The organism is Xanthomonas sacchari (assembly GCF_040529065.1).
Classification (GTDB): Bacteria; Pseudomonadota; Gammaproteobacteria; order Xanthomonadales; family Xanthomonadaceae; genus Xanthomonas_A; species Xanthomonas_A sacchari.
In genome coordinates, this window is record NZ_CP132343.1 from 2,575,153 (window position 1) to 2,588,060 (window position 12,908).

The window sequence follows — 12,908 nt, forward strand, 5'->3', positions numbered from 1 at the left end:
AAGACGGACTTAGAACAACTCGACCGTGCCGGCGCCCATGCTCTGCTGCGCCACCGGCTTGTGCGGCGGACGCTCCCACTCCACGCGCATGTCGCGCAGGCGGTTGCCGACCCGCTGCAGGGCGTCGAGCAGTTCGTGGTCGAACACGCCGCCATTGCGATGCAGCAGTTCCTGCAGCGCCACGGCCTCGCGGTTGATCGCGGTCAGGCGGTCCAGGTGGGTGTGCACGCCGCCCAGGGCCTGGGTCGCGATGTCCTCGAACTGCAGGGCGCGCACGGCTTCGGCGACGCTGCTGTCGATGGCGCGGCCGCACTCGGAGATCTCGCGCATGCCGTCGCCCAGCGAGTGGTTGATCGCAGCCACGTTGTCCAGCATCGCCGCGGCCTCGGCCCGCGCTTCGCGGGAGCGGTCCATGTCGCGCGAGGCCATGTTCGAGACCGTCTCGCGAACCTTGGCGATGGCGTCCTTGGAGCTGTGCGCCAGCTTGCGGATCTGCTCGTTGAAGGTGGTCGAGCGCTCGGACAGGTTGCGCACCTCGTCGGCCACCACCGCGAAGCCGCGGCCCGCCTCACCGGCGCGCGCCGCTTCGATCGCCGCGTTCAGCGCCAGCAGGTTGGTCTGGTCGGCGATCGACTTGACGTCCTCCAGCAGGGCGAAGATGCCGTCCAGGTGCTGGGACATGTCGTCGATGTAGTGCACCGTGGTGCTGCTCTGGCCGCTGACCTGTTCCAGCGCCTCGACCAGCTGCTCCATGCGCTGGCTGGCATGCTGGGCGAAGCGGGCCACGTCCACCCCGGCGCCGCCGTCTTCGCCGGCGCGGTCGACGATGCGGGCCAGCGCCACGCTCTGCTGCCGCGACTTGCGGTTCATCGCCTCGAAGCTGCCACCCAGGCCGCTGACCGCCTGGCGGATCAGTTCGCGGGCGCGTTCGATCTCGGAGCGGGAGCCCTCGATCTCGTTGCCGACGAAGCTGCGCAGCTCGGTCAGCAGGTGGTCCTGCTCGCGCATGACCTTGGCCTGCTCGGGCGAGCGCCGGCTCTGGCTGTACGCGGTCCAGCCGGCGAAGCCGAGCCAGCTCAGCGTCATGGTGGTGAGGATGGCCCAACGGACCGGGGCCGGCCAGTCGAAACCGGCGGCGATGGGGAACAGCAGCGTCAGGGCGAGCGGGGCGGCCAGACGGATCAGGAGGCGTGAGTACATGGAAGTTCTCGGCAGATTCACGATTGCTGTATCGGCCGTCCCCCCCGGGTCTTTAGCAGCGTCATCGCCGGATCGTCGAAACCTGCCTCCTTTCGCAGGATCGGCGTCGCAGAACGGGCGCGGCGGCCCGCGCCCTCCCGCCTCCGGGCTCAGCGCAGCGCGCGGTCCACGGCCTCGCGCATGCGCCGCTTGGCCAGCAGGAAGTCCCACAGGCTGCCGCCCATCTGCCGCCACAGCACCGCCGCGCGGACCGCCGCCAGCAGCAGGGCGCGAATCTCCGCCACCACCCCGGCCTGGCCCAGGTAATGCGGATTGCCTTGCACCATCACCCGTGGGCGCAGGTGGCTGATGGTGTCGGCATAGAGCTGGCCCAGTGCGGTGATCACCTCCGGATGGGTGCTGTCGCCATGGCGCTCCAGCAGCGGTGCGATCCGGGCCAGGCCGGCATCGACCTTGGCGTCGGTCTCCGCATCGCCGGCAAAGCGCCGCTCCAGCTGGATCACCGCCATCGCCAGCCGCGGCAGCACCTCGTCCTGACCCTGGTTGCGGAAGTAGTTGTGCAGCAGGCGCAGGCCCGGCGCCAGGTCGGCACGGCGGCCGTAGACCGCTTCGGGGCTGGGCGCGTCGATGCGGAACACGCTGTCGAGCAGGGTGCGCACCAGCGACGCCTCCGACTGGCCGGTCTCGGCGATGCGCCGCACCTGCTGCAGGGCCTGGGCCAGGCCCGCCAGCGCCAGCATGCGCGCGTCCATGGAATCGGTCATCGAATGGAGTCCTCGTGTACGGCGTTGGCCTGCTGCGCCAGGCGGCGCTCCAGCGGGGCATCGGTGGTGGCGATCACGGCGCCGCCCAGGCATTGCTCGCCCTGGTACAGCACCAGCGACTGTCCGGGGGTGACGGCGCGTTGCGGGCGCGCGAAGCGGACCGAGAGGGTGCCGTCGTCGCCGACCTCGACCGTGCAGGGCTCGTCGGCCTGGCGGTAGCGGGTCTGCGCGGTGCAGTCGAACCGTCGCGCCGGTGGTGCGCCGGCGATCCAGTGGGCGGCTTCGGACTGCAGCCAGTTGGCCATCAGGTACGGGCTGTCGCGGTCCTGGTCGACGTACAGCACATTGCGGGCGACGTCCTTGCCGACCACGTACCACGGCGCCGCGGCGCGGCCGCGCACCCCGCCGATGTTCAGGCCCTCGCGCTGGCCGAGGGTGAAGTAGAACACCCCCGGGTGCTCGGCCACGATCTGCTCGTGCGGGTCGCGGATCTCGCCGCGCCGGGCCGGCAGGTAGCGGCCCAGGAACTCGCGGAAATCGCGTTCGCCGATGAAGCAGATGCCGGTGGAATCCTTCTTGGCGTGGGTCGGCAGGCCGGCCTCGCGGGCGATGCGGCGCACCTGCTCCTTGGGCAGTTCGCCGACCGGGAACAGGGTCGCGGCCAGTTGCGCCTGGCCCAGCTGGTGCAGGAAATAGCTCTGGTCCTTGTTGCGGTCCAGCCCGCGCAGCAGCCGCCAGCGGCCGCCGACGCAGTCCACCCGCGCGTAGTGGCCGGTGGCGATGCGCTCGGCGCCGAGTTCCCGCGCCGCGTCCAGGAAATGCTTGAACTTGACCTCGCGGTTGCACAGCACGTCCGGATTGGGCGTGCGCCCGGCGGCGTACTCGGCCAGGAAGTGCGCGAACACGCCTTGCCAGTATTCCTGCGAGAAATCGCGGAAATGGAACGGGATGCCGAGCCGCCCGCACACCGCCACCGCATCGCGGCGGTCGTCGTCGGCGCGGCAGTCGCCGCTGCCGTCGTCGGCCCAGTTCTGCATGAACAGACCGGACACCGCCGCGCCCTGCTGGACCAGTTGCCAGGCCGCCACCGACGAATCCACGCCGCCGGAAACCCCGACCATGACCGCTGCGCCGCTCATGCCACCTGCCGCAACAGGTCCAGCGGGTAGCGGCGCCCGGCCAGGTAGTCGGCCACCACCTGCCACACCAGCGGGCTGCGCCAGCGCGGCGCGGCGGCCTCCAGCTCGGCCGGGGTCATCCACAGCGCGCGTACGATGCCGGTGTCCAGCGGCCGCTGCGCATCGTGCGCGACCGGGTCGGCGGCGAAGGCGAAGCGCAGGTAGTGGCGGCCGTTGTCGGCCTTCCACTGGTAGGCGCCGATGAAGGCGGTCGGCTGCACCTGCCAGCCGGTTTCCTCCAGCGTTTCGCGCACCGCGGCCTCGATCAGGCTCTCGTCCGGTTCCAGGTGACCGGCCGGCTGGTTCAGCACCAGCGCACCGGCGATCGCTTCCTCGACCTGCAGCAGCCGCCCATCGCGCACCACCACCGTGGCCACGGTCACATCCGGCTGCCAGGGCTCGGCGATCGCCGTCATCAGAACAGATCCTTGCCGCCGTTGAGTTCGGCGTCCATCGCGTCGGCGCCGCGCGCGGCGGCCTCCAGCGCCTCGCGCAGCGCCGTATCGTCGGCATCGGCGGGCAGCTTGACCACGAAGACGGCGGTACCGCCCTGGCGCACCCAGCCGCCGAGGATGTCCGACTGCGCGTCTTCCAGCAGCCGGTTGGCGACCTTGGCGGGCAGGCTGTCGCCCTGCGCCTGGTAGGCCGGCGACCAGACCTCGCGGATGCGGTAGCTGCCGAAGGTCTCCACCGGCGAGCGCACGTAGGTGAGCTGCTTGCGCTCCTGGCCGTGGTCGCGCAGGCCGAACAGCACCTGGTAGTCGCCGTCCTGGTCGGCCTGCACGTCGTAGCCCAGCGCCTGCAGCCGCTTGCCCAGCGCCGCATCCGGCGGCTCGGCGGCCGCCGGCAGGGCGGCGGCGAGCAGCACGGCGAGCAGCGGAACCTTGGGGAACATCGTCGAATGCATGCGCAGCGCCATCGAAAGGAGGGGAATTGTGCGGGCAAGGCCAGCGATCGTCCAATCCGGGCCGGCAGGCCCCGTATATAATGGGCGGATGCCCCGCAAGAATTCCCCCGAGCACGATCATGGCGTCATGGTGGAGACCGGCAAGCCGGAGGTCGCCCGCCCGCCCATGTATCAGGTGCTGCTGCTGAACGACGACTACACCCCGATGGACTTCGTGGTGACCGTGTTGCAGCAGTTCTTTTCCCTGGACCTGGAGCGCGCCACCCAGGTGATGCTGCACGTGCATACCCGCGGCCGCGGGGTGTGCGGGGTCTATACCCGCGAGGTGGCTGAATCCAAGGTGGCTCAGGTGAACGAGTTCTCGCGGATGAACCAGCACCCCCTGTTGTGCACGATGGAAAAAGCCTGATAGTGGGAGGCGTCGGTCACCGGTTTGCCCGGACTAACGCGGTGTGAACACACTGATCCGATAGGGTTGTGGAAATTCGCAACTCAAGCCACATATTGTCGGCAACAGACGTCGGAGTACACCATGTTCAGCAAAGATCTCGAGCAGACCATCGGCCAGTGCTACAAGCGCGCCAGGGAAGCCCGTCATGAGTTCATGACGGTGGAGCACCTGCTGTTGGCGCTGCTCGACAATCCCTCCGCCCAGGCCGTGCTCAAGGCCTGCGGCGCCGACGTCGACCGCCTGCGCAGCGACCTGGAGCAGGCCATCGAAGCCTCGGTGGCCCGGTTGGCCGAGGACGACGGCCGCGACACCCAGCCCACCCTGGGCTTCCAGCGGGTGCTGCAGCGGGCGGTCTACCACGTGCAGTCCTCCGGCAAGAAGGAGGTCAGCGGCGCCAACGTGCTGGTGGCGATCTTCGGCGAGAAGGACTCGCATGCGGTGTATTTCCTGAATCAGCAGGACATCACCCGCCTGGACATCGTCAATTACCTGTCCCATGGCATCGCCAAGATGGGCGAGGACGGCGAGCAGGCCGCGCCGAGCGACGGCGAGCCCAAGGGCGAGGCGGGCGAGGGCGAACCGAAGGGCGATGCCCTGGCCGAGTACGCCACCAACCTGAACGAACAGGCCCGCAACGGCCGCATCGACCCGCTGGTGGGCCGCGCCGACGAGATCGAGCGCACCATCCAGGTGCTGTGCCGCCGCCGCAAGAACAACCCGCTGTATGTGGGCGAGGCCGGCGTGGGCAAGACCGCCATCGCCGAGGGCCTGGCCAAGCGCATCGTCGAGGGCAGCGTGCCCGAGGTGCTGGCCGACGCGGTGATCTTCTCGCTCGACCTGGGCGCACTGGTCGCCGGCACCAAGTACCGCGGCGACTTCGAGAAGCGCCTGAAGGGCGTGCTGACCTCGCTGAAGAAGGTGCCCAACGCGGTGCTGTTCATCGACGAGATCCACACCATCATCGGCGCCGGTTCCGCCTCCGGCGGCACCATGGACGCGTCCAACCTGATCAAGCCGGCGCTGTCCTCGGGCGAGCTGCGCTGCATCGGCTCGACCACGTTCCAGGAGTACCGCGGCATCTTCGAGAAGGACCGCGCCCTGGCGCGGCGCTTCCAGAAGATCGACATCGTCGAGCCGACCGTGGGCGAGACCTTCGAGATCCTGCAGGGCCTCAAGCCCAAGTACGAGGCGCACCACGGCGTGACCTACGCCGACGACGCGCTGCAGGCGGCGGTGGACCTGTCGGTCAAGCACATCGGCGACCGGCTGCTGCCGGACAAGGCGATCGACGTGATCGACGAGGCCGGCGCGCGCCAGCGGCTGCTGCCGGAAGGCCAGCGCAAGGAACTGATCGACATCGAGGAGATCGAGACCATCGTCGCCAAGATGGCGCGGATCCCGGCCAAGCAGGTCAGCGCCACCGACAAGGACGTGCTGCAGCACCTGGAGCGCAACCTGAAGATGGTGATCTTCGGCCAGGATCCGGCGATCGAGACGCTGTCCTCGTCGATCAAGCTGGCGCGCTCGGGCCTGGGCAATCCGGAGAAGCCGATCGGCAACTTCCTGTTCGCCGGTCCCACCGGCGTGGGCAAGACCGAGGTCACCAAGCAGCTGGCGCTGCAGCTGGGCATCGAACTGGTGCGCTTCGACATGTCCGAGTACATGGAGCCGCATTCGATCAGTCGCCTGATCGGTGCGCCCCCGGGCTACGTCGGCTTCGACCAGGGCGGCCTGTTGACCGAGAAGATCGTCAAGACGCCGCACTGCGTGCTGCTGCTGGACGAGGTGGAGAAGGCGCATCCGGACATCTTCAACATCCTGTTGCAGGTCATGGACCGCGGCGTGCTCACCGACACCAACGGGCGCGAGGCGAACTTCAAGAACGTGATCCTGGTGATGACCACCAATGCCGGTGCCACCCAGGCCTCGCGGCGCTCGATCGGTTTCACCCAGCAGGACCACTCCACCGATGCGATGGAGATCATCCGCCGCAGCTTCACCCCGGAGTTCCGCAACCGCCTGGACGCGGTGGTGCAGTTCCAGCCGCTGGCCTTCAGCCACATCCTGCGCGTGGTCGACAAGTTCGTGATCGAGCTGGAGATGCTGCTGCAGGAGAAGCACGTGTCGCTGTCGGCGACCCCGACCGCGCGCGACTGGCTGGCCCAGCACGGCTTCGACCCGCTGATGGGCGCGCGGCCGATGGCGCGGGTGATCCAGGACAAGGTCAAGCGCCCGTTGGCCGACGAACTGCTGTTCGGCAAGCTGGTCAACGGCGGCCGCGTCACCATCGACGTGCGCGACGGCGAACTGGTGGTGGAGACCCAGGCCGAGCCGGAGCGCCTGCTGCCGGCCACGGTGGACTGAGGCCGGGCCGACAGGCACGACGAAAGGCGGCTGCAGAGGCTGCAGCCGCCTGGCGAGGTCACCGTCGTTCCACCGTTGCAGACGCGAAAGGCGGCCAGTGGCCGCCTTCTTCATGTCCGCCCGTGGCGGATTACTTCATGCGGTAGGTGATGCGACCCTTGGTCAGGTCGTACGGGGTCATTTCGACCTTCACCCGGTCGCCGGTCAGGATGCGGATGTAGTTCTTGCGCATGCGGCCGGAGATGTGGGCGATGATTTCGTGCCCGTTTTCCAGCTTGACCCGGAACGTGGTATTGGGCAACGTCTCGCTGACGGTGCCTTCGAATTCGATGGAGTCGTCTTTCGACATGTAATCCTGTGCGATTCGGAACGGCCAAAGGCCTGAAGAGCGAGGATTTTACCCGCCTGCGCCGCGCCATGCAAAGTTTGCGTTAATCCCGCTCAGCCCTGGGCCAGTTCCGCGGCCGCCAGGGTGCCGAACTGCGACGTCCACGGCCCGATCTCGGCCGGTGCCGCCACCAGCGGGCCGATGGCCTCCAGGAAGCGCGGGCGCGGCCAGCGCTCGGCGCCCAGGCTCAGCAGGTGGTCGTTCTCCACCTGCGCGTCGATCAGCGGCCAGCCCCAGCCGTGCAGGCGCCGCGCCAGCGCCGCCAGCGCCACCTTGGAGCCGCCACTGCGGGCGCTGAACATGCTCTCGCCGAAGAACATGCGCCCGCGCGCCACCCCGTAGATGCCGCCGACCAACTCGTCGCCGTTGAACACCTCCACCGAATGCGCATGGCCGGCCTGGTGCAGGGCCAGGTAGGCGGCGCGCATCGGCGCGGTGATCCAGGTGCCGTCCTGGCCGCGGCGCGGGAGTTGCGCGCAGGCGTCGATGACGGCGGCGAAGGCGGTGTCGGCGTGCACCGTCCACGGCGAGCGCCGCAGGCTGCGGCGGAAGCGCGAGGACAGGCGCACGCCGTCGCTGCGGAACACAGTACGCGGGTCCGGGCTCCACCACAGGATCGGCTCGCCGTCGGAGTACCAGGGGAAGATGCCCTGCGCATAGGCGGCGAGCAGGCGGGTTGGCGACAGGTCGCCGCCGATCGCGAGCAGCCCGTCCGGCTCGCGCAGGGCGCTGGACGGCGGTGGGAACGGGGCGGCGGGATCGGCCGCGAGCAGGGCAGGGAGACGACGCATCGCCGGCAGCGTAGCCGATGCCTCAGGCGTCGTGGCGGAACGGCGAGTGGCGCTGCAGTGCCGCCGCGTGCTGGCGCACCTCGGCGCGCTCCTGCGCGCACCAGTCGGCCAGCGGCACACGGAAGCCGGGGTCGGCGATCCAGTGGCGGCTGCGCACCAGCCGCGGCAGGAAGCCGCGGGCGATCTTGTGCTGGCCCTGCGCGCCCGGCTCGAATCGGGTCAGGCCCTCGCGCAGGCAGTACTCGATGCCCTGGTAGTAGCAGGTCTCGAAGTGCAGGCCGGGCAGGGCGTCGCCGCCCCAGTAGCGGCCGTACAGGGTGTCGCCGCCGCGCAGACAGAACGCCCCGGCCACCGGCACGCCCTCGTGCATGGCGAGGAAGATCAACAGGTTGCGCGGCATTGTTTGTGCAAGGTGCGAGAAGAAGTCCAGGGTCAACGCTGGCGAATTACCGTAGTCGTCGAAGGTGCGCAGGTAGAACCCGTACATCGCCTGCAGGTCGGCGGCGCTGGCCTCGTCGCCGTGCAGCACGCGAAAGCCGATCCCGGCGCGCTGCACCTTGGCCCGCTCCTGGCGAATGTTCTTGCGGTGCTTGTGGTCCATCGCGCCCAGGTAATCGTCGAACCCGGTCCAGCCGGCCTCGTTGTGCCACTGGTACTGCACGTCGTTGCGTTCCAGCCATTCGGCGCCGAACGCGGCGTCCTCGTCGGCACGGTGGAAGTTGACGTGGGCCGAGGACAGGCCGGTGCGCTCGGTCAGCGCCTGCATGGCCGCGAGCAGTTCCTGCTGCGCCGCCAGGTCGCGCGCCAGCAGGCGCGGCCCGGTCACCGGCGAGTACGGCACCGCACACAGCCACTTGGGGAAATAGTCCTGGCCATAGCGCGCGTAGGCATGCGCCCAGGCGTGGTCGAACACGAATTCGCCGTGCGAGTTGCTTTTGACGTAGCCGGGCGCCGCCGCGACCAGCGCCTCGCCGTCCCACACGGTGAGATGCAGCGGACTCCAGCCCCAGTCCGGGCGCAGACAGCCGTGCTGCTCCAGGCCGGCCAGAAAGGCGTGGGCCACGAACGGATTGCGGCCGTCGTGCAGGGCGTCCCAGTCGGCGGTGGCGACCGTGTCGAGCTGGCGCAGCCAGCGGATCCGACTCATCGCCCCGGCCGCCGCAGCAGAAAGGCGACCCGACGGCCGGTTGTGTTGGCGGGCGCGCGCCGACTGCCGGCCATGCGCCGGCAGCTCAGGTCGAGAATGGACTCAGGCACCCTTGTCCAGATAGCGCTCGGCGTCCAGCGCGGCCATGCAGCCGAAGCCGGCCGAGGTGATCGCCTGGCGGTAGTGCTGGTCGGCGACGTCGCCGGCGGCGAACACGCCCGGCACCGAGGTCTCGGTGGCGGCGCCGCCGAGGCCGGAGCGGATCTCCAGGTAGCCGTTGTGCATGGCCAACTGGCCGTCGAACAGTTGGGTGTTCGGGTGATGGCCGATGGCGACGAAGAAGCCGTGCGCCTCCAGGTCGCGGGTGCTGCCGTCCTGCACCGACTTGACCCGCACGCCGGTGACGCCGGCCTCGTTGCCCAGCACCTCGTCCACCTGGTGATGCCAGACGGTCTCGATCTTGCCGGCGGCGACCTTGGCGAACAGCTTGTCCTGCATGATCTTTTCCGCGCGCAGGGTGTCGCGGCGGTGCACCAGGTAGACCTTGCGGGCGATGTTGGACAGGTACAGCGCCTCTTCCACGGCGGTGTTGCCGCCGCCGACCACGACCACGTCCTGGTCCTTGTAGAAGAAGCCGTCGCAGGTGGCGCAGGCGGACACGCCGCGGCCCTTGAACGCCTCTTCCGAGGGAATGCCCAGGTACTTGGCGGTGGCGCCGGTGGCGATGATCAGTGCGTCGCAGGTGTAGTCGCCGCTGTCGCCGCTGAGCCGGAACGGGCGCTGCGACAGGTCGGCGGTGTGGATGTGGTCGAAGATCACCTCGGTCTCGAAGCGCTCGGCATGCGCCTGCATGCGCGCCATCAGGTCCGGGCCCATCAGGCCGTGGGGGTCGCCGGGCCAGTTGTCGACCTCGGTGGTGGTCATCAGCTGGCCGCCCTGCTGCAGGCCGGTGATCACCACCGGCTTGAGGTTGGCGCGCGCGGCGTAGACCGCGGCGGTCCAGCCGGCCGGGCCGGAACCCAGGATCAGCAGGCGGGAATGCTTGGCGGAATTGGCGGCAGAGGGGCTCATGTATACTCGCGAACAGGGTGAAATGGCGGCGGAAACGCGGCATTGCGCGGGTTCCGGCGAAGGCGCATAGAGTGGCGGCCGGCCTGGAACGAATCAAGCCGCGTGGCGGAAACGCTGCGGCCCGTCGCGGCCGACGGCCTCCGCGGCGCGCCAGTGCATGCTGCCAGCAGGCGCCGCCGCGGCACAGCGACGCGAGACCGGACGATTCAGGTGGCGCCTGCTGAAATGCAAGGGCGATTCGTTTATTATCAATCACTAACGATGCATTTCTAAGGTCTGGTCATAGCGTGGCGAAGCAGGTTCCGGAACGCGGCAAATCCCAGGGCGCCAATGCGGCGGCACGCAAGCAGGGCGCCGCGCCCAACCCACGCCGGCAGAAGCTGTGGCGCGATCTGGCGCTGATCGCGATCGCGCCGCTGTTGCTGTACCTGCTGGCCAGCTTGGCCACGTATTCGGCGACCGATCCGGGCTGGTCGCATACCGGCAGCGTGGTGGCGCCGGTGCACAACATGGGCGGCAAGTTCGGCGCCTGGATCGCCGACGTGCTGCTGCAACTGTTCGGCTACGTGGCCTTCCTGCTGCCGGTGGTGATCGGCGCGATCTCGTGGATCGCGCTGTTCGGCATGGACCAGGACGGCGATGGCGAGGCCGATCTCGGCCCGGCGCTGCGCCTGGTCGGCATCGTCGGTTTCCTGATCGCCGCCACCGGGCTGCTGCACCTGCGCCTGTTCGCCGGCGACGTGGCCGGGGCCGGTGGCATCCTCGGCAAGCTGGTCGGCAATTCGCTGGGCGCCGGCTTCGGCGCACTCGGCGCCAACCTGTTCGTGCTGGTGCTGCTGCTGGTGTCGGTGACCCTGGCCACCGGGCTGTCCTGGTTCGCGGTGATGGAGCGCATCGGCAAGGTGGTGATGACCCTGCCGGCGCTGGCCCGGCGCGGCACCCAGCAGGCCAACGAATGGCAGCAGACCCGCGCCATGCGCGAGGAACGCGAGGAAGTACGCAAGGTCGACGCGGTGCAGCGCGCCAAGCGCGAGCCGGTCAAGATCGAGCCGCCGCCAGCGCCGGTGGTGGAGAAGAGCGAGCGCGCCAAGCGCGAGCAGCAGATCCCGCTGTTCCACGGCACCGGCAGCGACCCGTCCGGGGTGCCGCCATTGGCGCTCCTGGACGACCCCAAGCCGCAGGCCAAGGGCTATTCCGAGGAGACCCTGGAAACCCTGTCGCGGCAGATCGAGTTCAAGCTCAAGGATTTCCGCATCGAGGCGCAGGTGGTCGGGGCCTATCCGGGCCCGGTGATCACCCGCTTCGAGATCGAGCCGGCGCCGGGCATCAAGGTCAGCCAGATCAGTTCGCTGGACAAGGACATCGCCCGCGGCCTGTCGGTGAAGTCGGTGCGCGTGGTCGACGTGATCCCGGGCAAGTCGGTGATCGGCCTGGAGATCCCCAACGTCAGCCGCGAGATGATCTATCTCAGCGAGCTGCTGCGCTCCAAGGAATACGACAAGTCGGCCAGTCCGCTGACCCTGGCCCTGGGCAAGGACATCGCCGGGCGTCCGACCGTGGCCGACCTGGCGCGCATGCCGCACCTGCTGGTCGCCGGTACCACCGGCTCGGGCAAGTCGGTGGCGGTCAACGCGATGGTGCTGAGCCTGCTGTACAAGGCCTCGGCCAAGGACCTGCGGATGCTGATGATCGACCCGAAGATGCTCGAACTGAGCGTCTACCAGGGCATCCCGCATCTGCTGGCGCCGGTGGTGACCGACATGAAGGAGGCCGCCAACGGCCTGCGCTGGTGCGTGGCGGAAATGGAGCGCCGCTACAAGCTGATGAGCGCGGTCGGCGTGCGCAACCTGGCCGGCTTCAACAAGAAGGTCAAGGACGCGCAGGACGCCGGGCAGCCGCTGATGGACCCGCTGTTCAAGCCCAACCCGGACCTGGCCGAGGCGCCGCGGCCGCTGGACACGCTGCCGTTCATCGTCATCTTCATCGACGAATTCGCCGACATGATGATGATCGTCGGCAAGAAGGTCGAAGAGTTGATCGCGCGCCTGGCACAGAAGGCCCGCGCCGCCGGCATCCACCTGATCCTGGCCACCCAGCGCCCGTCGGTGGACGTGATCACCGGCCTGATCAAGGCCAATATCCCGACCCGCATCGCGTTCCAAGTCAGCTCCAAGATCGACTCGCGCACCATCCTCGACCAGTCCGGCGCCGAGACCCTGCTGGGCCACGGCGACATGCTGTACCTGCCGCCGGGCACGGCGATGCCGGACCGCGTGCACGGCGCCTTCGTTAGCGACGAGGAAGTGCACCGGGTGGTCGAGCACCTCAAGGCCAGCGGCCCGGCCGACTACATCGAGGGCGTGCTCGACGAGGTGCAGACCATGGGCGACGGCACCGTGATCGGCGCCACCGGCCTGCCCGAAGCCGGTGGCGGTGGCGGCGACGAATCCGACCCGCTGTACGACGAGGCCCTGCGCATCGTCACCGAGACCCGCCGCGCCTCGATCTCCGGCGTGCAGCGGCGGCTGAAGATCGGCTACAACCGCGCCGCGCGGCTGATCGAGGCGATGGAAGCCGCCGGCGTGGTCAGCCCGCCCGAACACAACGGCGACCGCAGCGTGCTGGCGCCGCCGCCGCCGAAGTGAGG

At 69.1% G+C, this 12,908-nt stretch carries 12 protein-coding genes; 3 read left to right on the forward strand and 9 right to left on the reverse strand.

The window, feature by feature from the left end; translation table 11 throughout:
* Window positions 1-9: 9 nt before the first annotated feature.
* The 5 genes from RAB71_RS10900 to RAB71_RS10920 form a co-directional block, all read right to left on the reverse strand.
* Window positions 10-1,200 carry a methyl-accepting chemotaxis protein gene (locus RAB71_RS10900; RefSeq protein WP_010341735.1) on the reverse strand — a complete coding sequence of 397 codons (1,191 nt, stop codon included), beginning with the start codon at window positions 1,198-1,200 and terminating at the stop codon, window positions 10-12.
* Between the two features lie 149 nt (window positions 1,201-1,349).
* Window positions 1,350-1,964, reverse strand: a complete 615-nt coding sequence (hflD, locus tag RAB71_RS10905; RefSeq protein WP_010341733.1) for a high frequency lysogenization protein HflD — start codon at window positions 1,962-1,964, stop codon at window positions 1,350-1,352.
* A complete protein-coding gene (mnmA, locus tag RAB71_RS10910) occupies window positions 1,961-3,103 on the reverse strand; it encodes a tRNA 2-thiouridine(34) synthase MnmA (protein WP_010341731.1) in 1,143 nt (380 codons plus the stop codon). Before mnmA ends, hflD begins: the two co-directional genes overlap by 4 nt.
* The gene (locus RAB71_RS10915; protein WP_010341730.1) at window positions 3,100-3,558 is read right to left on the reverse strand and encodes an NUDIX hydrolase; all 459 of its coding nucleotides are present in this window, start codon (window positions 3,556-3,558) and stop codon (window positions 3,100-3,102) included. Before RAB71_RS10915 ends, mnmA begins: the two co-directional genes overlap by 4 nt.
* Complete coding sequence (locus RAB71_RS10920) at window positions 3,558-4,061, reverse strand: hypothetical protein (protein ID WP_010341729.1); 504 nt, start codon at window positions 4,059-4,061, stop codon at window positions 3,558-3,560. Before RAB71_RS10920 ends, RAB71_RS10915 begins: the two co-directional genes overlap by 1 nt.
* A 76-nt stretch (window positions 4,062-4,137) precedes the next feature.
* Between RAB71_RS10920 and clpS the strand changes: the two genes are divergently transcribed.
* On the forward strand, window positions 4,138-4,458 hold the full coding sequence (clpS, locus tag RAB71_RS10925; RefSeq protein WP_010341728.1) for an ATP-dependent Clp protease adapter ClpS: 321 nt from the start codon (window positions 4,138-4,140) through the stop codon (window positions 4,456-4,458).
* 123 nt (window positions 4,459-4,581) lie between these two features.
* Entirely contained in the window at window positions 4,582-6,864 is a 2,283-nt protein-coding gene (clpA, locus tag RAB71_RS10930; RefSeq protein WP_010341727.1) for an ATP-dependent Clp protease ATP-binding subunit ClpA, read from the forward strand.
* Between the two features lie 130 nt (window positions 6,865-6,994).
* Here the strand turns inward: clpA and infA are convergent, their stop codons facing one another.
* The 4 genes from infA to trxB all read right to left on the reverse strand — a co-directional run bounded on the left by infA (window position 6,995) and on the right by trxB (window position 10,261).
* On the reverse strand, window positions 6,995-7,213 hold the full coding sequence (gene infA / locus RAB71_RS10935) for a translation initiation factor IF-1 (RefSeq protein ID WP_004425677.1): 219 nt from the start codon (window positions 7,211-7,213) through the stop codon (window positions 6,995-6,997).
* A 92-nt stretch (window positions 7,214-7,305) separates the two neighbouring features.
* On the reverse strand, window positions 7,306-8,043 hold the full coding sequence (gene aat, locus RAB71_RS10940) for a leucyl/phenylalanyl-tRNA--protein transferase (protein WP_010341724.1): 738 nt from the start codon (window positions 8,041-8,043) through the stop codon (window positions 7,306-7,308).
* A gap of 22 nt (window positions 8,044-8,065) precedes the next feature.
* Window positions 8,066-9,190, reverse strand: a complete 1,125-nt coding sequence (locus tag RAB71_RS10945; protein WP_010341723.1) for a GNAT family N-acetyltransferase — start codon at window positions 9,188-9,190, stop codon at window positions 8,066-8,068.
* A gap of 102 nt (window positions 9,191-9,292) precedes the next feature.
* Window positions 9,293-10,261 (reverse strand): thioredoxin-disulfide reductase, encoded by a 969-nt coding sequence (trxB, locus tag RAB71_RS10950; RefSeq protein ID WP_010341722.1) that lies wholly within the window; start codon window positions 10,259-10,261, stop codon window positions 9,293-9,295.
* A gap of 287 nt (window positions 10,262-10,548) precedes the next feature.
* Here trxB and RAB71_RS10955 point away from each other — a divergent pair, with 287 nt between their 5' ends.
* Window positions 10,549-12,906, forward strand: coding sequence for a DNA translocase FtsK (locus tag RAB71_RS10955; protein WP_010341721.1), 2,358 nt, complete (start codon window positions 10,549-10,551; stop codon window positions 12,904-12,906).
* The last annotated feature ends 2 nt before the right edge of the window (window positions 12,907-12,908 follow it).

Excerpts from the sequence above, each read along its gene's own strand:
- RAB71_RS10900 (WP_010341735.1), bottom strand. The coding sequence starts at position 1,200 with ATGTACTCACGCCTCCTGATCCGTCTGGCCGCCCCGCTCGCCCTGACG.
- hflD (WP_010341733.1), bottom strand. The coding sequence starts at position 1,964 with ATGACCGATTCCATGGACGCGCGCATGCTGGCGCTGGCGGGCCTGGCC.
- mnmA (WP_010341731.1), bottom strand. The coding sequence starts at position 3,103 with ATGAGCGGCGCAGCGGTCATGGTCGGGGTTTCCGGCGGCGTGGATTCG.
- RAB71_RS10915 (WP_010341730.1), bottom strand. The coding sequence starts at position 3,558 with ATGACGGCGATCGCCGAGCCCTGGCAGCCGGATGTGACCGTGGCCACG.
- RAB71_RS10920 (WP_010341729.1), bottom strand. The coding sequence starts at position 4,061 with ATGGCGCTGCGCATGCATTCGACGATGTTCCCCAAGGTTCCGCTGCTC.
- clpS (WP_010341728.1), top strand. The coding sequence starts at position 4,138 with ATGCCCCGCAAGAATTCCCCCGAGCACGATCATGGCGTCATGGTGGAG.
- clpA (WP_010341727.1), top strand. The coding sequence starts at position 4,582 with ATGTTCAGCAAAGATCTCGAGCAGACCATCGGCCAGTGCTACAAGCGC.
- infA (WP_004425677.1), bottom strand. The coding sequence starts at position 7,213 with ATGTCGAAAGACGACTCCATCGAATTCGAAGGCACCGTCAGCGAGACG.
- aat (WP_010341724.1), bottom strand. The coding sequence starts at position 8,043 with ATGCGTCGTCTCCCTGCCCTGCTCGCGGCCGATCCCGCCGCCCCGTTC.
- RAB71_RS10945 (WP_010341723.1), bottom strand. The coding sequence starts at position 9,190 with ATGAGTCGGATCCGCTGGCTGCGCCAGCTCGACACGGTCGCCACCGCC.
- trxB (WP_010341722.1), bottom strand. The coding sequence starts at position 10,261 with ATGAGCCCCTCTGCCGCCAATTCCGCCAAGCATTCCCGCCTGCTGATC.